Below are 20,798 nucleotides of genomic sequence, written 5' to 3' on the forward strand. Positions count from 1 at the left end.
GGGGGGGTCAGGCGGCGATGGCGGCCACCGGAGAGGTGCGCGCGGCGCGACGGGCCGGGAGCACCGAGGCGAGGAGCCCGGCCAGGGTGGCGACGACGACGATCGCGCCCACCTGCAGCCACGGGACGTCGAGCACGATGTCGCCCAGCTCGCCGAGCACAGAGGCGGCCCCGATCAGGCCGTAGGCGCCGCCCACGAGGACCCCGATCGCCGAGGCGACCCCGGCCACCAGCACCGCCTCCCAGGCGAGCAGCCCGCGCAGCTGCCCCCGGGTGAGGCCGAGCGCGCGCAGCAGCCCGTTCTCCTGACGGCGCTCGACCACCGACAGAGCCAGGGTGTTGCCCACCCCGATCAGCGCGATGACCACGGCCACCGCGAGCAGCCCGGTGACCACGAGCAGGAGGACGTCGAGGATCTCGTCCAGCTCGATGCGCATCGTGACCAACCCGGTGACCTGCGCGTCCGGGGCGGCCTCGCCGACGAGATCGGTGACCTCGTCGACCCCGGCGACCTGGGCGTCCGGATCGGCCTCGGACAGCATCACCCAGACCTCGGCCAGGCCCGCATCCCCGGCCAGCGATCGCAGGTCGCCGGCGTCGAGCAGCGGCGCCTGGTCCTCGCCGGTGACGAGGACGCGGAGGGGCAGCGAGCGGCCCCCGCCGGTCAGCGTCAGCGTGTCGCCGTCCTTGACCGCGTAGTACTCCGCCGACCACTCGGGGAGCACGATCTCCCCGGGTCGCGGCAGGGCCTTCTTGTCCGTCGAGCGCATCACCGCGCTCGCCGCGGCGGCGTCCACGCCCTGCGCGTAGAAATATTCGCCGTCGGGGTCGGTGATGTCGGCGCCGATCACCGGCGCGGTGCGGGTGACCGGTTCCAGGTCGGCGAGCGCGCCGGGCAACGACGTCGGCAGGTCGTCCGAGTAGCTCTGCACGACGACGTCGGTCGGGAACTCCGCGTCGAGCCCTGCCGTGGCCGTCGCCCGCGTCGAGGCGGCGCCCACCACGAACGCACTGGTGAGCGTGACACCGATGAGCAGTGCGGTGGCCGTGGCCGCCGTCCGCCGGGGGTTGCGGGTGGCGTTGCCCGCGGCCAGCCGGGCCGGGACGCCGCCGAGCCGGCCGGCCAGCCGGCCGGCGGCCGCGACGACCGGAGGCACGGCCCGCTGGGCCAGCAGCACGATGCCGAGGAAGCTCAGCACCCCGCCGGGGAGGGCGACCAGGACCTCCTGCATCACCGCTCCGCCGACGAGCAACGCGGTGCCGGGCACGGCCATCAGCAGCCCGACGACCAGCCTGAGCACACCCGGCCGGGAGCGCAGCGGGGCCGGATCCACCGGCCGCAGCGCCGCGAGCGGGGCGACCCGCGTGGCCGCCCGTGCCGGGGCCAGCGCGGCGAGCACGGTGACGACGGTGCCGACGAGCATCCCGGTGAGCACGGCGTACAGCGGCACGGCGACCCCGGACAGCGGGATGGCCGAGTTGCTGCCCGCCACGGTGGAGATCAGCGCGGCCAGCCCGATGCCCGCGGCGACGCCGGCCGCGGACGAGACCAGCCCGGTGGCCAGCGCCTCCCCGAGCACGCTGCGCCGCACCTGGCGGGCGGTGGCCCCGACGCAGCGCAGCAGGGCCAGCTCGCGGGTCCGCTGGGCGAGCAGGACGGCGAACGTGTTCGCGATGACCAGCCCGGCGACGACGACGGCGATGGTGCCGAAGACCAGGAGCACCGAGGCCAGCGCCGTCGCGTTGCCCATCATGTCGGCGGCCGTCTTCTCGGCCTGCTCCTCGCCCGTGCGCACCACGGCGTCGCCGGTCACCGCGGCGGTGACGTCGCGGACCACCTCGTCGGTCCCGAAGCCGGGGCCGGCGGCGAGCCGGAGCTGGGTCGGGAAGGCGGCGCCCCACTCACGGGCCTGCGCCTCGGTGACGAAGCCCCGGGCGTAGAGCCCGGCCTCGGGGTCGCCGCGCAGGTCGACGATGCCGGTGACGGTCGCCTCCGACGTGGTCGACTCACCGTCCTCGTCGTACGCCGAGACGGTGAGCACGTCACCGACCTCGGCCCGGGCGCGGTCGGTCACGGCGACCTCGCCGGGAGCCGAGGGGAGCCGGCCGGAGGAGAGCTGCTCCCAGCGCAGCTGCGGGGCGTCGGCCACCGACTGCACGGAGAGGTACTGCGAGCCCGGGCGTCCCGGCACCGCGGCCGAGACGCTGGTCTCGTAGGCGGGGGCGACGGCGGCGACGGAGTTGAGCGCGTCCAGCGTGGCGACGTCGTCGGCGAGCGACTCGCCGGACGGGGAGGTGACGACGGCGGCGCTGCCGACGTAGCGGGCACCGACGGTGTCCAGCACCGTGGCGCGGGAGGTCTCGTTGAGCACGAGCGTGGCCACCACGAAGCCGACGGCGATGACGACGGCCAGCGTGGAGGCGATGAGCCGCGCCGCGTGGGTGCGGAGCTGGGCGAGGACGACGGTGCGCATCGCCTCAGGCCCCCAGTCCGCGCAGCGCGTCGAGCACGGACTCGGCGGTGGGGTCGGCGAGGTCGCCGGCCAGCCGGCCGTCGGCCAGCAGCACCACGCGGTCGGCGTAGGCGGCCGCTGCGGGGTCGTGGGTGACCATGACGACGGTCTGACCGGTCTCCTTCACGCTGGACCGGAGCAGCCCGAGCACCTCCGCGCCGGAGCGGGAGTCCAGGTTGCCGGTGGGCTCGTCGGCGAAGACGACGTCGGGCCGGGGCAGCAGGGCGCGCGCGATGGCGACCCGCTGCTGCTGGCCGCCGGAGAGCTCGTGCGGGCGGTGGCCCAGGCGCTCGCGCAGGCCCAGCCGGGCGATGACGGCGTCGAACCAGGCGGGGTCGGGCCGCAGCCCGCCGAGCTGCATGGGCAGGACGATGTTCTCGCGGGCGTCGAGCACGGGGAGCAGGTTGAAGGCCTGGAAGACGAAGCCGATCCGCTTGCGGCGCAGCGTGGTCAGCTGGTCGTCCCGCAGGTCGGTGAGCGGGGTGTCGCCCAGCCAGACCTCGCCGGCGGTCGCGGTGTCCAGGCCCGCCAGGCAGTGCATGAGGGTCGACTTGCCCGAGCCGGAGGGACCCATGATCGCGGTGAACTCACCGGCGGCGAAGGTGACGTCGACCCCGGCCAGCGCGTGCACCGCGGTCTCTCCGGTGCCGTAGGTCTTGCGCAGGCCGGCGGCGCGGACGGCGGCGGTGGCCGGAGCGCCCGGCGCTTCGCCGGGGACGGTCATGACGGGGACGGACACTTCGGACCTCCGGTGCAGGGGATGCGGCAACGGAGATCACGCTCCCGCCCGGGGCCGTCCTCCCGCGTCGGAGCGGAGGGCCATCTTCCGGCCGCCCGCCGTGCTCCCCCGGGCGGACGCCGCCGTCCCCCTGTGGTCGTACACCCCTGCTCTTCCGCGGAGAAGCAGGCCGCTTATCCGCGGAGAAGCGGGAGTCAGGCGTCGCGGAGCAGGTCGGCCGGCTGCACGAGGCCGGTCCGGTAGGCGAGGACGACGGCCTGCACGCGGTCGCGCGAGCCGGTCTTGGCCAGCACCCGCCCGACGTGGGTCTTCACGGTCGCCTCGCTGACGACGAAGCTCCGCGCGATCTCGGTGTTGGAGGCGCCCAGGGCCATCTGCACCAGCACCTCCCGCTCCCGCGGGGTGAGCTCGGCCAGCGCGGCGTCGTCGCCACCGCCGGGCGCCGAGGCAGGTGCGCCCCGGAGCATCGGTGCGACGTGCTGCAGCAACCGGCGGGTGGAGCTCGCGGCGATCACCGAGTCGCCGGCGTGCACGGTGCGCACCGCGTCCAGCATCTCCTCGGGCGGGGCGTCCTTGAGCAGGAAACCGCTGGCGCCGGCGCCGATCGCGGCGACGACGTACTCGTCGAGGTCGAACGTGGTGAGGACGACGACCCGAGGTGGTTCCGACAGGGCGATCACCTGGCGGGTCGCCTCGATGCCGTCGGTGCCGGGCATGCGGATGTCCATGAGCACCACGTCGGCCGGGGTGCTGCGCAGCAGCTGGACCGCGGCCGCGCCGTCGCCGGCCTCCCCCACGACGGTCAGGTCGGGCTGGGAGTCGATGACCATGCGGAACCCGGCGCGGACCATCTGCTGGTCGTCGACGAGGACGACGCGGATCGGTGCGCCCAGCGACTCGGTCATCGCCTCGAACCGTAGGGCAGGGCGGCGTGCACGCCGAACCCGCCGCCGTGTCGCGGCCCGGCCTCCAGCCGCCCCCGGTGCAGCTGGGCGCGCTCGCGCATCCCGCGCAGCCCCTGGCCCTCGCCGTCGGAGGAGACCATCGCGGCCGACGCCCCGCGGCCGTCGTCGAGCACGGACAGCTCCAGCGCGTCGGGCCGCCACTGCAGCCGCACCCACGCGCGCGAGGCGGGGCCGGCGTGCTTGAGCACGTTGGTGAGCGACTCCTGCACGATCCGGTAGGCGGCCAGCTGCGGGCCCGCGGCCAGCGGCTGCGGCTCGCCCTCGACGATCAGGTCCACGTCCAGCCCGCTGGCCCGCACGTCCTCGACCAGGGCGGGGATCGCGGCGACGTCCGGCTGCGGCGCGTACTCCTCGCCGCCGCCCTCCCGCAGGACGCCCAGCAGCGAGCGCATGTCGGTGAGCGCCTGGCGCCCGGTGGCGGCGATCGCCTCCAGCGCCCCGGTCGCGGCCTCGGGGTCGGTCCGGCCGGCGTACCGGCCGCCGTCGGCCTGCGCGATGACCACCGACAGGGAGTGGGCGACGACGTCGTGCAGCTCGCGGGCGATGCGCGCCCGCTCGGTCGCCGCGGCCAGCCGCATCTCCTGGTCCCGCTCCAGCTCGAGCAGCTGCGCCCGCTCCTCCAGCGAGGCCACCTGCTGCAGCCGTGCCCGGCGGAGGTTCCCCAGCGCCCACGCGGCGATCACCGAGACGCCGATCGCCATCGCGGTCGGGGCGACGGACGTGACGAGGTCGTAGCCGAAGAAGCGCACGGCGGCCAGCAGGGCGCCGACCAGGCCGACGACCACGCCGGCCTGGCCCGCCCAGCGCGGGGCGTAGGCGGCCAGCGCGTAGATCATCATCAGCACCGCGACGTTGGCGACCAGGAAGTCCGGGGCGGCCACCAGCTCCAGCAGCCCGGCCGCGACCACGACGGCGGCGGCCGGGACCGGTGCCCGCCGTCGCCAGGCCAGCGGCGCCACCATCAGCGTGCCGATGAGCAACGCGGCGGCGGTCCCGTTCCAGTAGGTCTCCAGGGGCAGCAGGACGGCGAGGAACCACACGGCGACCGCGAGCGCCGCGTCGACGGCGAACGGATGCTGCCGCAGCCGGTCGCTCGTGCGGTCGCGGGGGTTCTCCACGGCGTCGAGCCTAGGCAGCGCCGGGTGCGGATTCGTCGTCCTCAGGAGGGAGACGCGCGTCCACCCCAGGGCTGACCGGACCAGACTGGTCGGGTGACCGAGCCGGAGAACGAGGGCGGTGACCCGGCGTGCTGGCTGCGCCGGGTGTGCCCCGAGTGCGGGCGGCTGGCCGACGCGGACCCGCCCACGCGCTGTGCGGCGTGCGGCGCGCAGCTGCCGGCGGAGTGACCGGGCTCAGGCAGCCGCTCGGCGCTGCCGGCCCAGGACAGTGAAGTCGCAGAGCGCCTGGCGCAGCGCGAAACCGCGGGCGTCGGCAGGCACGTGCACCTCGTCCCGCGGATCCAGGGGCAGCCCGGGCAGCTGCAGGGTGGCCTGGGAGGCGATGTCCTCGGCGAGGACCTGCTGCTGCAGCGCCACCTGCTCGGCCACCGTGGCCGGCGCCGGAAGCCGCTGCCCCGGGCCGGCGGCCAGCATCAGGCACACGTAGATGCGGGTGGAGTCGGCGTCCTCGGGCTGCAGCAGGTAGACGATCGTCGTCGTCGCCCCGGAGTCGAGGAACTCCTGCCGCAACCGCAGCTGGAAGGGCGCCCGGTGCACGTAGGTGGTGCGCCGCCGCTGCCGCAGGGGGCGTGCGCCGGCGGCCACCTGCGGGTCGACCGGGTTGTCCACCTCCTGCTCCTGGACGCTGCGGAAGCCGCCTGGCTCGCGGATCAGCTCGTAGGGCGCGATCGCCGGCACCGCCGCGAGCGTCGTCGGGTGGACGAACGGGCCGTGCGTCGCGTCGAGGAACGTGTCGGCCAGCGGCCCGGCCGGCCCGGGGGAGCGCAGCGGCGGCAACCAGCCGGTGACGAACGACCGGTCTGCGGCCTCGGGCACCTCCAGCGCGACGTCGGCCGGCTCGGCGGGCGCGAGCCAGAGGACGCCGAGCCGCTCGCGGACGCCGGACGCCGGCGGATCCGCCCGGATCACGCCGTCCTCCCGGACCAGCGTCCAGGTGCGACCGAGCAGCCGGACCTGCAGCCAGCCGCCGGCGCGGAGCTCGCGGGAGAGGGCGACCGGGTGCCAGGCGTGGGCCAGCGACGGGTCGAGGTTGCCGAAGACGCCGCCCGGCGGCGGGGGTGACTGCCGGCCGGGTGCGGCCACCGGCGTCACCGCGGGCCGGGCAGGCAGCGACGACGTCCGCTCGGGGGCGATCCACACCCACCCGTACCGCTCCTCGACCGCCCACGGCGTCGGCAGATCGCCGCGCGGCGGGGGTGTTCCCCCGGCGCCCAGCGACGGGATCTCCGCGCACCGGCCCTCGCCGTCGAACCGCCACCCGTGCGCGGGGCACTGCAGCCGGCCGTCGACGACGGTCGCGGTGGTCAGCGGAGCGAGCCGGTGCGGGCAGCGGGGCCCGAAGGCGCTCACCTTCCCACCCGGGCGGAGCCGCACGACGACGTAGGGCCGGTCACCCGCGGCCACCGGGATCGGCGTCGTCCCGACCTCGGCCGCCCGGACGACGGGGAACCAGCCGGTCGCAGCCCGCCCGAACGCGTTCATGCCGTACTGCACCAGGCCGGGATTACCCCGCGGTTACGCCCGTGGAGCGGTGGGCGAACGATCGCGCGCCCTCGACCCGGTGACCCTCCGTCGTGCCGGGTGGTGTGAGCCAGCTCGCACGATCTACCGTGCGCAGGCCCACCCGTCCGGCGGGGGAGGACGACGGGCGCGGATCGCGGGAGGGAGGACGGGGCGGCGCCCCGGGACGTCGATGCGGAACGCACTGCGCTGGCTGCGGCCGGGCCACCTGGGTACGGAGGCGGAGCACGCGACGTTCCGGACGCTGCACTCGGCCTCGCTGACCGCCCCCGAGCTGCGCCAGGGCCTGACCAGCGGCTCCGCGGAGCGCGCCATCCGGCACCTGCGGGACCTGCTCGGCGCGCCGGCGGTCGCCCTGACCGACACCGTGACGACGCTGGCCTGGGACGGCCGCTTCGTCCACCACGAGAAGGACGCGGCGGCGCTGGCGGCCACGGTTTTGGAGTCCGGCAACACGGTGGTCCGCGACCGCACGGACTTCGCCTGCTCCGACGCCGGCTGCGGGCTGCGGCAGGTCGTGGTCAGCCCGCTCGTGGTGGAGGACCGGGTGGTCGGCACCCTGCAGGCGTTCACGTCGTCGGCGTCCGCCGGGCTGGTCCGGGCCGTGACCGAGGTGGCCCGCTGGGTGTCGGGCAACCTCGAGCTCGCGGAGCTCGACGCGTCGCGGACGCGGCTGATGGAGGCCGAGGTCCGCGCGCTGCGTGCGCAGATCAGCCCGCACTTCATCTACAACTCGCTGACCGCCATCGCGTCGTTCGTGCGGACCGACCCGGAGCAGGCCCGGGAGCTGCTGCTGGAGTTCGCCGACTTCACCCGCTACTCCTTCAGCCGGCACGGCGAGTACACGACGCTGGCCGAGGAGCTGCGGTCGATCGAGCGGTACCTGGTCCTGGAGAAGGCGCGGTTCGGCGACCGGCTGCAGGTCACGCTGCGGGTGGCGCAGGAGGTCCTGCCGGTCGCCGTGCCCTTCCTCTGCCTCCAGCCGCTGGTCGAGAACGCGGTCCGGCACGGGCTGGAGCACAAGCAGGGCGTCGGGACGGTGACCATCATCGCGGCCGACCGGGGCGGCGAGTGCCTGATCTCGGTGGAGGACGACGGCGTCGGGGAGGACCCGGAGAAGGTGCGGCGGGCGCTGTCGGGCGACGCCTCCGTCGACTCGGTGGGCCTGGGCAACGTCGACGCCCGGCTGCGCACCGCCTTCGGCGACGACTACGGCCTCGTCGTCGAGACCGGGCCGGCCGCGGGGACCAGGGTCGTCGTGCGGGTGCCGAAGTTCGCCCCGGGGGTGCACACGTGACGGGCGACCGGCTGACCGTGCTCGTCGTCGACGACGAGCGACCGGCGCTGGAGGAGCTGCGCTGGCTGCTCGAGCGGGACGAGCGCATCGGAGCGGTGCTGACCTGCGACTCGGCCACCGAGGCGCTGCGCCTCCTGCAGGAGCGGGGCGTCGACGCCGTCTTCCTCGACATCCGCATGCCCGGGCTCAGCGGCGTCGACCTCGCGCGGGTGCTGTCCCGGTTCAAGGCGCCGCCGCCGGTGGTCTTCGTGACCGCCTACGACGACCACGCCGTGGACGCGTTCGAGCTCGGCGCCGTCGACTACGTCCTCAAGCCGGTCCGCGAGGACCGGCTGGCCGAGGCGGTGCGCCGGGTCGTCGGCTCGCGGGCCGGCGGCTCCGTGCCGGCGGACGACGACATCGCCGTCGAGCTGGGCGGGGTGACCCGGTTCGTGCCCCGCTCCAGCGTCCGCTACGTGGAGGCGCAGGGCGACTACGCCCGCCTGCACACCCCGGCGGGCAGCCACCTGGTCCGCGTACCGCTGACCACCCTCGAGGAGGCCTGGAAGGACGCCGGGTTCGTGCGGATCCACCGGTCGCTGCTGGTGGCCCTCCAGCACGTGCAGGAGGTCCGGATGGACGCCGGCCGGTGCACCGTCGTCGTCGGCGGCACGCACCTCGGCGTGAGCCGGCGGCACACCCGGGAGCTGCGCGACCTCCTCGTGCGCCGCGCGCGGCCGGGCACCGCGGGCAGGGGCTGACCGGTGTCGGAGAGCACGCCCCGCCGGGTGCGCGTCACCAGCCCCCGCACCAGCGCGGCTCGTGCCCAGCGGGTGCCCGCCGCCCGGGAGATCGACGCCCAGACCCGGCTCGGCGAGGTGTACATGTCCTCGCTGGTGCGCTCGCAGCTGCGGCTGGCCCTGCTCAGCCTCGCGACCCTCGCGGTGTTCGTCGGCGGGACCCCGCTGGTGTTCTGGCTGTTCCCGGAGCTCTCCGACGTCGAGGTGCTGGCGGTGCCGCTGCCGTGGTTCCTGCTGGCCTTCGCCGTCTACCCGTTCCTGTTCCTGGTGGGCTGGTTCTACGTCCGCGCCGCCGAACGGAACGAGCGGGCGTTCACCGACGTGCTGGACCGCACGTGACCCGGCCCGCGGTCGCCCGCCCGGACCGCCGCGACCGCGGATGACCGGCGCCGGGTACAGCGTCCTCGGGGTGGCCGGGGTCTTCGTGGCGACCCTGGTGGTCGGCGCGTACGGCTGGCGCTTCTCCCGCACGACCAGCGACTTCTTCGTCGCCTCCCGCACCGTCCGGCCGGGGCTCAACGCCTCGGCGATCGGGGGCGAGTACCTGTCCGCGGCGTCCTTCCTCGGCGTCGCCGGCCTCGTCCTCGCCTTCGGTACGGAGATGCTGTGGTACCCGGTCGGCTGGACGGCGGGCTACCTCGTCCTGCTGGTGCTCGTGGCCGCCCCGCTGCGCCGCTCCGGGGCCTACACGCTGCCGGACTTCGCGGAGAGCCGGCTGGAGTCGCGGGGCGTGCGCCGTCTGTCGGCGCTGCTGGTGGTGGCCATCGGCTGGCTCTACCTGATGCCGCAGTTCCAGGGCGCCGGCCTGGCCCTGGCCTCCACCACCGGCACCGGTCCGTGGCTGGGCGGCGTGCTGGTCGCGACCGTCGTGCTGGTCAACGTGCTGTTCGGCGGGATGCGCAGCATCACGTTCGTACAGGCCTTCCAGTACTGGCTGAAGCTCACGGCGCTGCTCTTCCCGCTGCTGTTCATGGCGGCGATCTGGCTCGGTGACGGGGCGGTCTCGCCCGCCTCGGTGGACGTGGGGGACGCCGGCGTGGCCGGTGACTCGTGGGTGTCGCCGCTCGCGGGGGCCGAGCACGAGCTCTACACGACGTACTCGATCATCATCGCCACGTTCCTGGGCACGATGGGCCTGCCGCACGTGGTGGTCCGCTTCTACACCAACCCCGACGGCGCGGCGGCCCGCCGGACGACGCTGTTCGTGCTGGCGCTGCTGGGCCTCTTCTACCTGCTCCCGCCCGTGTACGGCGGCCTGGGCCGGCTCTACGCGCCGGACCTCATCGCGAGCGGTCGCGCGGAGTCGGTGGTGCTGGAGCTGCCGGCGCGCATGCTGGCCGGCACGGCGGGCGAGCTGCTGTCCGCGCTGACGACGGCGGGGGCCTTCGCGGCGTTCCTCTCCACGTCGTCCGGGCTGACCGTCGCCGTGGCGGGCGTGATCAGCCAGGACGTGATGGGCCGCCGATTCGGCGGGGTGCGGGCCTTCCAGGCCGGTGCCGTCGTCGCCGTGCTCGTCCCTCTGGGTCTCGCCCTGCTCACCGAGGGGGTGGGGGTCGCCCAGGCCGTCGGGCTGGCCTTCGCCTTCGCCGCCTCCACTCTGTGCCCGCTGCTGGTCCTGGGCATCTGGTGGCGCCGGCTCACCGACGCGGGCGCGATCGCCGGGATGCTCGTGGGTGGAGGGTGCGCGGGCGGCGCGGTCCTGGCCACCCTGCTCGGCGTGGGCCCCGACGGATGGGCCGGGGCACTGCTCGCCCAGCCCGCGGCCTGGACCGTCCCGCTGGCGTTCCTCACCATGGTCGGGGTGTCGCTGGCCACCCCGCGGCGGGTGCCGCTGCACGCCGCCCGGACCATGGTCCGGCTGCACACCCCCGAGTCGGTGCAGCTCGACCGCGGGCACCCGCCCCGCTGATCCGGCCGGCGGCTTCGCGGGGGCGACCGCTCGTCCCGCCTGACCTGCCGTACACCGAACACCGGTGACCGCTCGGCGCAGCCGTGGCTCGCACCCCCCGTGCGCCCGGGCCGCCCTCCTACCGTGACAGCGCTCACATTTCCCGTGGGTGTGCCCGCCCACCCTGACCAGGAGGTCGCACGTTGACCGATCCCGCGGAACGGCGTCTGCTGACGCCCGAGGAGTACCTGGAGGCGCAGAACTCACCGGAGTTCGCGGAGCTGAAGCGTCGCTTCCGGCGGTTCGCCTTCCCGATGACGTTCGCCTTCCTCGCCTGGTACCTGCTCTACGTCCTGCTCTCCACCTACGCGACCGACTTCATGTCGACCGAGGTGTTCGGCAACGTGAACCTCGGCATCGTGCTCGGTCTCGCCCAGTTCGTGACCACGTTCGTGATCACGCACCTGTACGTGGCCCACGCGAACAGGCGCACCGACCCGATCGCCGACGAGATGCGCGAGCGCCTCGAACGCCACGACTACGCGCCGGGCAGCACGGGCACGTCCGAGGGGGCCACCCGTGTCTGACCTCATCGCCGCCGACGCCACGATCGGCGAGCCGGCCGTCAACATCTCGATCTTCGGGGCCTTCGTCCTCGTCACGCTGTACATCACGTTCCGCGCCAGCCGCAACAACAAGAGCGCCGCGGACTACTACGCCGCCGGGCGCAACATCAGCGGCACGCAGAACGGCCTGGCCATCGCGGGCGACTACCTCTCGGCGGCGTCGTTCCTGGGCATCGCCGGCGCCATCGCCGTCTACGGCTACGACGGCTTCCTGTACTCCATCGGCTTCCTGGTGGCCTGGCTGGTCGCGCTGCTGCTGGTCGCCGAGCTGATGCGCAACACCGCCCGGTTCACCATGGCCGACGTCCTGGCCTTCCGGATGCAGCAGCGTCCGGTGCGCATGGCGGCCGCCATCTCGACCCTGGCCGTCTCGCTGTTCTACCTGCTCGCGCAGATGGCCGGCGCCGGCGGACTGGTCGCCCTGCTCCTCGGCGTCAGCGGCGATGCCGCCGAGGCCCTCGTGGTGACCCTGGTCGGTGCGCTGATGATCTTCTACGTGCTGGTCGGCGGTATGCGCGGCACCACGTACGTGCAGATGATCAAGGCCGCGCTCCTGATCGCCGGCGCGTTCGTGATGACCGTGTGGGTGCTCGGCGAGTACGGCTTCAACCTGTCCGCGCTGATCGGTGGCGCGCAGGAGCTCGCCGTCGAGGGCCGCAACGTCGCCTCCCCCGGCGCCCAGTACGGGCTGACCGGGACCACGAGGCTGGACTTCGTCTCGCTCGGGCTGGCGCTGGTGCTCGGGACCGCGGGCCTGCCGCACGTGCTGATGCGCTTCTACACGGTGCCCACGGCCAAGGACGCCCGTCGCTCGGTCGTCTGGGCCATCTGGCTGATCGGCATCTTCTACCTGTTCAGCCTGGTCATCGGCTACGGCGCCGGTGCGCTGGTCGGGCCGGCCCAGATCCTCGCCGCACCGGGCTCGGTCAACGCCGCGGCCCCGCTGCTCGCCTTCGAGCTCGGCGGCACGGTGCTGCTGGGCATCATCGCCGGCGTCGCGTTCGCCACGATCCTCGCGGTGGTGGCCGGCTTGACGATCACCGCGTCGGCCTCGTTCGCGCACGACGTGTACGCCTCGGTGATCAAGCGGGGCGACGTCCCGCCCAACGGCGAGGTGCGGGTCGCCCGCATCACCGCCGTCGTGATCGGGGCGATCTCGATCGCGCTGGGGATCCTGGCGCTCCAGGCGGGGCTCAACATCGCCTTCCTGGTGGCGCTGGCCTTCGCGGTGGCGGCCTCGGCCAACCTGCCGACGATCCTCTACACGCTGTTCTGGAAGAACTTCACCACCCAGGGCGCGCTGTGGTCGATCTACGGCGGGCTGGTCATCTGCATCGGCCTGATCATCTTCTCGCCGGTCGTCTCCGGTGCGGAGGGCGCGATGTTCCCCGGCGTCGACTTCGCCTGGTTCCCGCTGCGGAACCCGGGTCTGGTGTCCATCCCGGCGTCGTTCTTCCTGGGCTGGCTCGGCACGAAGCTGTCCAAGCAGGAGCCCGACGAGCTCCTGAACGCCGAGCTCGAGGTGCGGGCGTTCACCGGCATCGGGGCGGAGAAGGCCGTCCAGCACTGAGGTAGCTCCAGCCGAGGCGCGCGTCCCCCGTGGGGGCGCGCGCCTCGCGCTGTCCGGCCCGCTGTCGGCCCCGGGCGGCCATGATCAGGTGACCTGATCGTGGCGCTTCCACCCTCACCGCGCACGGTGAGGGAGGACGCTCCACGGTGAGGGAGGACGGACCGGCGACGGGTCAGGCGGCGGCAGCGGGGGCCACTGCCGGCTCGGGTGCGGGGGCGACGTCGGCGGCGCCGGCGCTGCCCGCGACCGCGAGCGGGACGGGTGCGGGAACGGCGTGGGGCCGGCGGTTGCGCACCCCCCAGCGGGCGACGAGCCCGGCCAGGACGACGAGGCCGGCGAGGGTGTGCCCGCCGGGATGGGCGAGCGCGACGGCGATCGCCGCGGCGTAGACGACGGAGAGCAGCACCGCCGGGAGGGGCAGGCGCGGAAGGTGCAGGTGCACGGCAGGACCTCCGGGGAGGGCGTCCCGCCGGCCGGCGACGGCGCGGTGGAGCGGGGAGAGACCCGAAGGGCCTACTTGAGCAGGTCCTTGGCCTTCTGCAGCATCGTCTCGCCCGGCATCGGCGGCGTGCCGTACAGCCGCGGGTCACCCGGCGGCAGGATCGGCGCGTCGGCGGTGGCCTCGATCGGGCGGGCGGAGAGCTGCTTGTCCGTCCCGTCGATGGCCGGACCGCTGGCCCAGCTGCCGGAGGCGGCGTCCGGGCCGTCGGAGGCGTCGAGGAAGGCGTAGGCGAACTCCTCCGGCTCCTCGTCCATGGGGAACGCCTCGGGCACCGGGATGCCCTCGAGCCCGTCGACCTTGAGCTCCTCGATCGCCTTGAGCCACTGCATCTGGTGGTAGTGGTCGCGGGCGAGCAGGAAGCGCAGGGTGTCCTTCACGCCCGGGTCGTCGGTCATGTTGTAGAGCCGGGAGACCTGCAGCCGGCCCTGCATCTCGGCGGTGGCGTTGTAGTGGAAGTCGGCCATCAGGTTGCCGCTGGCGGTGACGTACCCGCCGCTCCACGGCAGGCCCATGGAGTCGCGGAAGTAGGCGCCGCCGCCGTTGACGATGGCGTGCTGCGGGTTGGTGTTCCCGAAGCCGGCGGCCGCCTCCTTGGTGCGGTCGGCGGAGTCGGGCTTGAGCGGCTGGTGGTCCAGCAGCCGGTCGATCAGCGTCACCAGGATCTCGACGTGGGCCAGTTCCTCGGTCCCGATGGCCAGCAGCAGGTCCTTGTACTTGCCGGGGAGGCGGCAGTTCCAGCCCTGGAGCAGGTACTGGGTGGCGACGGTCATCTCGCCCCACTGACCGCCGAGCACCTCCTGCAGCCGGCGGGCGTACGCCGGGTCGGGGCCGTCGGGCTTGGCCTCGTACTGCAGGGCGTGAGTGTGTGTGAACACGGGTTCTCCCTCGAGCGTCGTCGCGACCACCGCGACTGCGGTGACATCAGGGATCTGCCCGCGCCCGCTGGCCCGCCCGTGCCGTCCGGTGGCCCGCCGGTGCCAAAGTGTGCAGGCGGAGCTCGAGTTGGACGGCTCCTCTGCAGGGGCCCGCGCCGAGCGCGCGAGGCGTGGGGGGCAGAGGGGTCCTTCACCTGTCCGGCAGGCACACCGTCAGGGTGAACGCGTCGCCGGCGTCGTCCCAGGTGAGCTGACCGCCGAGTTCGAGCGTCTGCCGCCGGACCGACCACAGCCCCAGGCCTGTCAGATCCATCGGCGGCCGGGTCTGCCGCAGGTGGCCCACCACCCGGTCGACCGGGACGCCGCCCTGGGTGAGGGCCAGGCGCACCCATCCCCCTCGCGAGGTCAGCCGCAGCCGCACCGGCCGGCCCTCGCCGTGCCGGTGGGCGTTCTCCAGGAGGTTGGTGAGGATCCGCTGCACGCGGGCGTCGGCGACCGGCACGTCCCCAGCCCCGTCGAGCACCTCGACCGTCAACAGGCTCCGGGGGAGCCCGGAGGCGGCCACCGAGGCGACGACGACGTCGCAGAGCAGCCGCCGGCCGGTGCGCGGCACGGCCCCGCCGGTGGCGTCGGCCGTGCGCAGCATCGATGCCAGCTGGGCGGTCTGGGCGCGCGCGAGCTCGAGCATCTCGCGGGTGCGGTCGGCCGGGCCGTCGAGCGACCTCAGCGCCGCCTCCAGGGAGGCGAGCGGGCTGCGCATGTCGTGGCAGAGGGCGCGCAGGACGGCGTCCTCGGGGGTGGGTTCGTCGTCGGCGTCGATCCGGAGCCGGCGCCGCGGCAGGTGTGCGCGGAGCACCCGCACGAGATCGTCGAGCAGGCCGAGGACCGGCTTGGCAAATGGTGCGTCAGCAGCAAGTGTCACGGGCACTTCCTCGGAGAGCCGGTCGGTGGGCGCCGGAGTACGACGGTCGACAGGAGGGTGATGTCGCAGGACGACGACGCGCTCGCTGCTGAACGCGGGGCCCCGGTGGACGTGGTCGTCGTCGACGACCACCCGCTGTTCACGCGTGGGCTGAGCCTGCTGCTGCCGGGGCTGAGCGGCGGCAGGGTCCGGGTGGTCGGGACGACGGACGACGCCTCGGCCGCCGCGGCGCTGGTGCGGCGGCACCACGCCGACGTGGCGATCGTCGACCTGCACATGCCGCCGCCCGGCGGGACCAGGGCGATCGCGGCGATCCGGCGGGCCGACCCGATGGTGCGGGTGGTGGCGTTGTCCGGGCTGGCCGAGGCCGACGCCGCGATCGAGGCGCTGCGGGCCGGGGCGATCGGCTTCCTGCCCAAGACAGCGGACCCGGAGTCGCTGGTGCGCCCGCTGCTCGCCGTCCTGGACGGCTGGTCGGTGCTGCCCGAGGCGCTGCTGCGGCAGCTGCTGGAGGAGGCCACCCCGTCCGGCGAGCAGAGCATCGCCGACCGGCTGACCGCCGACGAGCGGCGGCTGTGGCGGCTGATCGCCGAGGGCGCCAGCACCGTGGACATCGCGACGACGCTGCACGTCTCGGAGCGGACGACGAAGCGGCTCGTGGCCCACCTGCTGCGGCGGCTGGAGGTGGCCACGCGGGTGGAGGCGGCCGCCCTGGCCGGCCGCGTGGGCCTCGGCAAGGCAGCCGGCGGGCACGCGCCACCGGCCGGCGGCTGGGCTGGGTGAGCGGGGCGCGACCTCATCGCGGGCCCAGCTACCCGCCATCGTCCCGCTCACGCACCTGTGAAGGAAAGGTTCACCTCACCGTCGGATCACGTCCGCTCGACCGGCTCCGGCCGGGGGACCAGCTGCTCGGCCCACGGCTCCGACGCCGCGACCGCGAAGCCGGCGACGTCGTCCGCGGCCATGTCCAGCGCGATGTAGCCGCCGCGCCCGGCCCCGACGCAGGCGACGACCGACGCCAGCCCGGCGCGGCGCTGGAACCACGACTGCCTGACCTCCCAGCCGACGACCGCGCGCCGCTCCAGGACCGCCCGCTCGCGCACCAGCCAGCCGACGCGGACGGCGAAGGAGCGCGGTCCCGTCGCATGCCCGAGCGAGGCGTACCGGCCCAGGCCCAGCGGCACGCCCAGGACGGTGAGGACGACGCCGGCGACCAGCAGCGGCCACCAGCCCTCGGTCACGGTGAGGACCGCGCCGACGGCGGTGACCAGCAGACCGCCGGTGACCGCGCGGGCGATGCGCCGGCGCCGGGCCGTGGCGGGGTGGGGGACGAGCGGGCCGGGGTCCTCGACCAGCCGGCGGCCGAGCGCCTCGGCCTCCGCGCGCGGCCCGAGCGGGAGCAGCTGACCCCGGCGCTGGGCGTCGCCGAGGCCGGTGACCAGGCCGTTGACCCGGGCCGCCCCGACCAGTCGCATGCCGGCGCCGTCGGCCACGGCGACCCCGCGGATGCGGTCGATCTCCAGCTCGGTGTGCCGCCGGGTGAGCAGGCCGCGGACGGCGATCAGCGAGCCGCCGCGCCGCACGAGGCGGAACCGCCAGTTGACGACCGCGGCGCCGATCACCGCGCCCACGGCCAGCAGTACCAGGGCGGTGGCCGCGAGGGCCACGGCGACGGCGGGGGTGTCCACCGAGGGGCCGTCCACGTCGGGCAGCAGGCCGTCGGGCACCTCGTCCACGATCCGGGACAGCACGCCGATGCCGGCCAGGGGGACCGCCAGGTAGCCCCCGACCAGCGGTGCGTAGAGCAGCCAGCGGTTGTCGAAGCGGGCGAACTCCTCCTCCGGCTCCTCGACGGGCGCGGTGTCCGGCCCGGTGTCCGGGGTGTCCGGTCCGAGGGCCGGCAGGCGGCTGCGCTTGCTCAGCACCGCCGCCCGCAGCCGGTCGCCCTCCTCGCGGGGGACGCCGTCGATGAGGACCTCGTCGTCCGTGGCCGCGGCGCGCCCGGCGCTGCCCGCCCCGCCGGCGGCGGCGTCGATGCGCACCCGGACGAGGCCGAGCAGCCGGTGCATCGGCGGCGCCTCGATCTCCACGCCGCGGATCCGGTCGTTGGGGACCGTGCGCGTGGACCGGGACACCAGTCCCCGGGTGACGACGACGGCGCCGGGCCCGTCCAGGTAGCTGAACCGCCACCAGGACAGCGCCGCCGTCGCCAGTGAGACCAGGGTGATGACGACGACCAGGCCGACGACGGTCCACCGGCCACCGCCCAGCCCGATGCCGGCGAGCGCGGGGATGGCGATAGGGACGAGCTGCCGTGCCTGCCGGAACGTGGCGGTGTGCACCAGGACGATCCGGGGGGACGTCCGGCGCAGGGCGCCCGATCCGGCGGGCTCGCCGGGGCCGGTCACGTGGCCTGGTCCCGGGTCCGTTCGGCGCGGGCGGCGAGGTCGTCGGCGACCCGCTGGGCCATGCCGTGCTCGAGGTGCCAGATGCGCACGGTGCCCTGGCTGGAGGCGGTGAACACCGCGACCGTGGCCAGCCCGAACATCTGCTGCAGGAGCCCGCGGGTGACGTCGACGGTCTGGATGCGGGAGATCGGCACCAGCGTCCAGGTCTGGCTGAGCCAGCCGGTGCGCGTGTAGGCGACCTCGCCGGTCACCTCCCAGCGGTAGGTGCGGTGCTTGAACCACGGCCGGACGGCGAGCGCGACGACGGCGTAGACGGCGACGGCGATCGGCACCAGCCACCGCAGCACGGGGATCGGGCCGCCGGAATCGGCCGGCACCCAGATGAGGAAGACGCCGAGCCCGACGCCCATCATCAGCACGCTGACGAGGCTCTCGGTCAGCCACAGCCCGATGGCCGAGCGGGGCAGCGACCAGGCGGGCTCCCGCACGGGGGAGTGGACGGCAGTCATCGCGGCCATCCTCGCAGTCCGCAGCCGCGGAGCGCCCCGTGCCACGATGGAGCGCGTGATGCCGCAGCAGGTTCCGACCGTGTCCGTCAGCGAGCTGCCCCAGGACGCCGTCATCCTCGACGTCCGCGAGGACGACGAGTGGGTGCACGGCCACGTCGAGGGTGCGACCCACATCCCGATGGGCGAGGTCCCCGGCAGGCTCGACGACCTGCCCGAGGGCGACCCGCTCTACGTCACCTGTCGGAGCGGCGGCCGCTCCGCCCGGGTGGCCGCGTGGCTGAACCAGAACGGCTTCGACGCGGTCAACGTGGCCGGTGGCATGGGTGAGTGGGAGGCCGCCGGCAAGCCCATGGTGAGCGAGACCGGCGAGCCTCCGTTCGTCCGCTGAGCCGTCGTCCGCCGAGCCGCGGGCTCAGAAGTCGAGCAGCTCCTCGAGGATGCTCTTGCGGCGCTTCTTCTTGGCGTACTTCTCGTCGTAGCCGCGGCCGTAGTAGCGCTCGTCGTAGCGGTGCGCGCCGTACTGGCGCGGGTCGCGGTCGTACGGGTCGGGCACCGGCGGGCGCGGCGCCTGCGGGGGCGCGACCGGGCGGCCCTCCTCCGCGTCGAGGTAGGCGCGCTCGGCGGCGATCAGGTTCTCCAGCTCACCGCGGTCGAGGAAGAGCCCCTTGCACTCGGTGCACTGGTCGACCAGGACGCGGTTGCGCTCGTACTGCGCCATCACGTTGTGGCATTTCGGGCACAGCAGCTGCATGGGCGTCAGGCTACCTGCGGGGTCGAGCCCCTGTTGATCATCGCCCGCGTGTCCGCGACGCGGGGCGCCGCGGGGCGACGCGCCGGTGGGGCGAGCGCGCAGGCGATGATCAACCCGGCGTCAGGACTTCAGCTCGTACTCGGCGAACTTGGCGCGCAGGTCCTTCTTGGAGAACTTGCCGACGCTGGTCTTGGGCACCTCGTCGATGAACTCGACGGCCTCGGGCATCCACCACTTGGCCACCAGCGGCTTGAGGTGCTCGAGGACCTCCTCCTCGGTGAGGCTCTCGCCCTGCTTCACCACGACGCAGGCCAGCGGGCGCTCGTCCCACTTCGGGTGGGGGATCCCGACGACCGCGGCCTCGGCCACCTTCGGGTGGCTCATGATCGCGTTCTCCAGGTCGACCGAGCTGATCCACTCGCCACCGGACTTGATCAGGTCCTTGGTCCGGTCGGCGATGCGGATCGAGCCGTAGGAGTCCATCGCCGCGACGTCGCCGGTCTTCATCCAGCCGTCCTCGGTGGAGAGCACGGTGCCGGCGTCGGGGTTGTAGTACTCCTTCGCGCACCACGGCCCGCGCACCTGCAGCTCGCCGGTGGCGGTGTCGTCCCAGGCCTGCGGCTCCAGGGTGTCGGCGTCGACGATCCGCGCCTCGACGCCGAACAGCGGGATGCCGGCGCGGGCGCGCGCGGTGGCCTTCGTGTCGTCGTCGGCGTCCTCGAGGCGCTTGGGCAGCACACCGGACGACGCGACCGGGGAGGTCTCGGTCATGCCCCAGGCCTGGAGGATCGGGATGCCGACCTGCTCGCGGTAGGCCTCGCTCAGCGCCTTGGGCACCGCGGAGCCGCCGCAGCCGATCTCGCGCAGCTTGTGGGGGGTGCCCGCGAGGAAGGGCAGCATGCCCTGCCAGATGGTCGGGACGCCGGCGGTGAAGGTGACGCCCTCGTCGACGATCAGCTTCGCCAGGTTCTCCGGCTGCATCATCGGGCCGGGGAAGACCAGCGCCGCACCGGCCGCCGGGGCCGCCTGCGCGATGCCCCAGGCGTTGGCGTGGAACATCGGCACGACCGGCATCGCGACGTCGCGGACGCTGAGCCCGAAGGCGTTCGGCGAGAGCGCGGCCATCGTGTGCAGCACCGTCGAGCGGTGCGAGTAGACGACGCCCTTGGGGTTGCCGGTGGTGCCGGACGTGTAGCACATCGAGGCGGCCAGGGACTCGTCGCGGACGCCGAACTCGACCGGTGACGCGGCGGCCAGCAGGGTCTCGTAGTCGCGGATCCGCGGGTCGTCGGGCAGCTCGGCGTCGCCGCCGTCCTCCATGACGACGACGTGCTTGACCGTCTTCATGGTGTCGACCAGGGGCCAGAACAGCGGGAAGACGGAGCGGTCGACGAAGACGACCTCGTCCTCGGCGTGGTTGGCGATGTAGGTCAGCTGCTCGGGGAACAGCCGGATGTTGAGCGTGTGCAGCACGCGGCCGGTGCACGGGACGGCGAAGTAGAGCTCCAGGTGCCGCTGGCTGTTCCAGCCGAAGGTGCCGACGCGGCCGTCGGCGCTGATGCCGAGGGTGTCGAGCACACCGCCGAGCCGGCGGGTGCGGTCGGCCCACTCGCCGTAGGTCGACCGGGCGACTCCCTTCGGCCCGTTGGTGACGATCGGGACGTCGCCGTAGTGCTGCTCGGCGTGCCGGAAGATCGTGTCGATGGTGAGAGGGCTGTCCTGCATCAGGCCGCGCATGGCGCGATCCTGCCAGTGA

The 20,798-nt window shown here is 74.2% G+C and carries 21 protein-coding genes; 9 read left to right on the forward strand and 12 right to left on the reverse strand.

Annotated elements, in window-relative coordinates; all coding sequences use genetic code 11:
• Window positions 1-7: 7 nt before the first annotated feature.
• From ACI793_RS00080 to ACI793_RS00095, 4 genes are all read right to left on the reverse strand, one after another.
• Window positions 8-2,473 carry an ABC transporter permease gene (locus ACI793_RS00080; protein WP_456604334.1) on the reverse strand — a complete coding sequence of 822 codons (2,466 nt, stop codon included), beginning with the start codon at window positions 2,471-2,473 and terminating at the stop codon, window positions 8-10.
• Window positions 2,474-2,477: 4 nt separating this feature from the next.
• On the reverse strand, window positions 2,478-3,236 hold the full coding sequence (locus ACI793_RS00085) for an ABC transporter ATP-binding protein (RefSeq protein WP_311347019.1): 759 nt from the start codon (window positions 3,234-3,236) through the stop codon (window positions 2,478-2,480).
• 209 nt (window positions 3,237-3,445) lie between these two features.
• Window positions 3,446-4,156, reverse strand: coding sequence for a response regulator (locus tag ACI793_RS00090; protein WP_456604335.1), 711 nt, complete (start codon window positions 4,154-4,156; stop codon window positions 3,446-3,448).
• The gene (locus tag ACI793_RS00095; RefSeq protein WP_456604336.1) at window positions 4,153-5,334 is read right to left on the reverse strand and encodes a sensor histidine kinase; all 1,182 of its coding nucleotides are present in this window, start codon (window positions 5,332-5,334) and stop codon (window positions 4,153-4,155) included. Before ACI793_RS00095 ends, ACI793_RS00090 begins: the two co-directional genes overlap by 4 nt.
• 93 nt (window positions 5,335-5,427) lie before the next feature.
• On the opposite strand from ACI793_RS00095, the gene ACI793_RS00100 reads away from it, so the two are divergent.
• Window positions 5,428-5,562 carry a hypothetical protein gene (locus tag ACI793_RS00100; RefSeq protein WP_456604337.1) on the forward strand — a complete coding sequence of 45 codons (135 nt, stop codon included), beginning with the start codon at window positions 5,428-5,430 and terminating at the stop codon, window positions 5,560-5,562.
• A gap of 6 nt (window positions 5,563-5,568) precedes the next feature.
• Here the strand turns inward: ACI793_RS00100 and ACI793_RS00105 are convergent, their stop codons facing one another.
• Window positions 5,569-6,876 (reverse strand): Rieske 2Fe-2S domain-containing protein, encoded by a 1,308-nt coding sequence (locus ACI793_RS00105; RefSeq protein ID WP_456604338.1) that lies wholly within the window; start codon window positions 6,874-6,876, stop codon window positions 5,569-5,571.
• Window positions 6,877-7,087: 211 nt separating this feature from the next.
• Here ACI793_RS00105 and ACI793_RS00110 point away from each other — a divergent pair, with 211 nt between their 5' ends.
• The 6 genes from ACI793_RS00110 (at window position 7,088) to ACI793_RS00135 (ending at window position 13,075) form a co-directional block, all read left to right on the forward strand.
• Entirely contained in the window at window positions 7,088-8,212 is a 1,125-nt protein-coding gene (locus ACI793_RS00110; RefSeq protein WP_456604339.1) for a sensor histidine kinase, read from the forward strand.
• Window positions 8,209-8,952, forward strand: a complete 744-nt coding sequence (locus ACI793_RS00115; protein WP_456604340.1) for a LytR/AlgR family response regulator transcription factor — start codon at window positions 8,209-8,211, stop codon at window positions 8,950-8,952. The genes ACI793_RS00110 and ACI793_RS00115 overlap by 4 nt, the downstream gene beginning before the upstream one ends.
• A gap of 27 nt (window positions 8,953-8,979) precedes the next feature.
• Window positions 8,980-9,330, forward strand: coding sequence for a hypothetical protein (locus ACI793_RS00120; RefSeq protein ID WP_456604341.1), 351 nt, complete (start codon window positions 8,980-8,982; stop codon window positions 9,328-9,330).
• A 40-nt stretch (window positions 9,331-9,370) separates the two neighbouring features.
• Window positions 9,371-10,900: a sodium/solute symporter gene (locus ACI793_RS00125; protein ID WP_456604342.1), complete on the forward strand. Its 1,530-nt coding sequence runs from the start codon at window positions 9,371-9,373 to the stop codon at window positions 10,898-10,900.
• Window positions 10,901-11,082: 182 nt separating this feature from the next.
• The gene (locus ACI793_RS00130; protein WP_456604343.1) at window positions 11,083-11,466 is read left to right on the forward strand and encodes a DUF485 domain-containing protein; all 384 of its coding nucleotides are present in this window, start codon (window positions 11,083-11,085) and stop codon (window positions 11,464-11,466) included.
• The gene (locus ACI793_RS00135; protein WP_456604344.1) at window positions 11,459-13,075 is read left to right on the forward strand and encodes a solute symporter family protein; all 1,617 of its coding nucleotides are present in this window, start codon (window positions 11,459-11,461) and stop codon (window positions 13,073-13,075) included. The genes ACI793_RS00130 and ACI793_RS00135 overlap by 8 nt, the downstream gene beginning before the upstream one ends.
• A gap of 172 nt (window positions 13,076-13,247) precedes the next feature.
• On the opposite strand, the gene ACI793_RS00140 is transcribed toward ACI793_RS00135, so the two are convergent.
• From ACI793_RS00140 to ACI793_RS00150, 3 genes are all read right to left on the reverse strand, one after another.
• On the reverse strand, window positions 13,248-13,517 hold the full coding sequence (locus ACI793_RS00140; RefSeq protein ID WP_456604345.1) for a hypothetical protein: 270 nt from the start codon (window positions 13,515-13,517) through the stop codon (window positions 13,248-13,250).
• Between the two features lie 71 nt (window positions 13,518-13,588).
• Complete coding sequence (locus ACI793_RS00145; protein WP_456604346.1) at window positions 13,589-14,452, reverse strand: manganese catalase family protein; 864 nt, start codon at window positions 14,450-14,452, stop codon at window positions 13,589-13,591.
• A 190-nt stretch (window positions 14,453-14,642) separates the two neighbouring features.
• Window positions 14,643-15,374 carry a sensor histidine kinase gene (locus tag ACI793_RS00150; protein ID WP_456604347.1) on the reverse strand — a complete coding sequence of 244 codons (732 nt, stop codon included), beginning with the start codon at window positions 15,372-15,374 and terminating at the stop codon, window positions 14,643-14,645.
• 60 nt (window positions 15,375-15,434) lie between these two features.
• Between ACI793_RS00150 and ACI793_RS00155 the strand changes: the two genes are divergently transcribed.
• Window positions 15,435-16,157 (forward strand): response regulator, encoded by a 723-nt coding sequence (locus ACI793_RS00155; protein WP_456604348.1) that lies wholly within the window; start codon window positions 15,435-15,437, stop codon window positions 16,155-16,157.
• Between the two features lie 86 nt (window positions 16,158-16,243).
• On the opposite strand, the gene ACI793_RS00160 is transcribed toward ACI793_RS00155, so the two are convergent.
• On the reverse strand, window positions 16,244-17,782 hold the full coding sequence (locus ACI793_RS00160) for a PH domain-containing protein (protein WP_456604349.1): 1,539 nt from the start codon (window positions 17,780-17,782) through the stop codon (window positions 16,244-16,246).
• Window positions 17,779-18,291 (reverse strand): PH domain-containing protein, encoded by a 513-nt coding sequence (locus ACI793_RS00165; protein WP_456604350.1) that lies wholly within the window; start codon window positions 18,289-18,291, stop codon window positions 17,779-17,781. The genes ACI793_RS00160 and ACI793_RS00165 overlap by 4 nt, the downstream gene beginning before the upstream one ends.
• A 79-nt stretch (window positions 18,292-18,370) precedes the next feature.
• Here ACI793_RS00165 and ACI793_RS00170 point away from each other — a divergent pair, with 79 nt between their 5' ends.
• Window positions 18,371-18,679, forward strand: a complete 309-nt coding sequence (locus tag ACI793_RS00170) for a rhodanese-like domain-containing protein (RefSeq protein ID WP_456604351.1) — start codon at window positions 18,371-18,373, stop codon at window positions 18,677-18,679.
• A gap of 24 nt (window positions 18,680-18,703) precedes the next feature.
• On the opposite strand, the gene ACI793_RS00175 is transcribed toward ACI793_RS00170, so the two are convergent.
• Both ACI793_RS00175 and ACI793_RS00180 read right to left on the reverse strand, forming a co-directional pair.
• Complete coding sequence (locus ACI793_RS00175; RefSeq protein WP_456604352.1) at window positions 18,704-19,042, reverse strand: TFIIB-type zinc ribbon-containing protein; 339 nt, start codon at window positions 19,040-19,042, stop codon at window positions 18,704-18,706.
• A gap of 120 nt (window positions 19,043-19,162) precedes the next feature.
• Entirely contained in the window at window positions 19,163-20,779 is a 1,617-nt protein-coding gene (locus ACI793_RS00180; protein WP_456604353.1) for a long-chain fatty acid--CoA ligase, read from the reverse strand.
• Window positions 20,780-20,798 lie beyond the last annotated feature (19 nt).

The organism is Blastococcus sp. SYSU DS0617 (assembly GCF_054051075.1).

Coding starts and splice junctions, on each gene's coding strand:
- ACI793_RS00105 (WP_456604338.1), bottom strand. CDS start 6,876: ATGAACGCGTTCGGGCGGGCTGCGACCGGCTGGTTCCCCGTCGTCCGG.
- ACI793_RS00090 (WP_456604335.1), bottom strand. CDS start 4,156: ATGACCGAGTCGCTGGGCGCACCGATCCGCGTCGTCCTCGTCGACGAC.
- ACI793_RS00080 (WP_456604334.1), bottom strand. CDS start 2,473: ATGCGCACCGTCGTCCTCGCCCAGCTCCGCACCCACGCGGCGCGGCTC.
- ACI793_RS00175 (WP_456604352.1), bottom strand. CDS start 19,042: ATGCAGCTGCTGTGCCCGAAATGCCACAACGTGATGGCGCAGTACGAG.
- ACI793_RS00165 (WP_456604350.1), bottom strand. CDS start 18,291: ATGACTGCCGTCCACTCCCCCGTGCGGGAGCCCGCCTGGTCGCTGCCC.
- ACI793_RS00180 (WP_456604353.1), bottom strand. CDS start 20,779: ATGCGCGGCCTGATGCAGGACAGCCCTCTCACCATCGACACGATCTTC.
- ACI793_RS00085 (WP_311347019.1), bottom strand. CDS start 3,236: ATGACCGTCCCCGGCGAAGCGCCGGGCGCTCCGGCCACCGCCGCCGTC.
- ACI793_RS00155 (WP_456604348.1), top strand. CDS start 15,435: ATGTCGCAGGACGACGACGCGCTCGCTGCTGAACGCGGGGCCCCGGTG.
- ACI793_RS00125 (WP_456604342.1), top strand. CDS start 9,371: ATGACCGGCGCCGGGTACAGCGTCCTCGGGGTGGCCGGGGTCTTCGTG.
- ACI793_RS00110 (WP_456604339.1), top strand. CDS start 7,088: ATGCGGAACGCACTGCGCTGGCTGCGGCCGGGCCACCTGGGTACGGAG.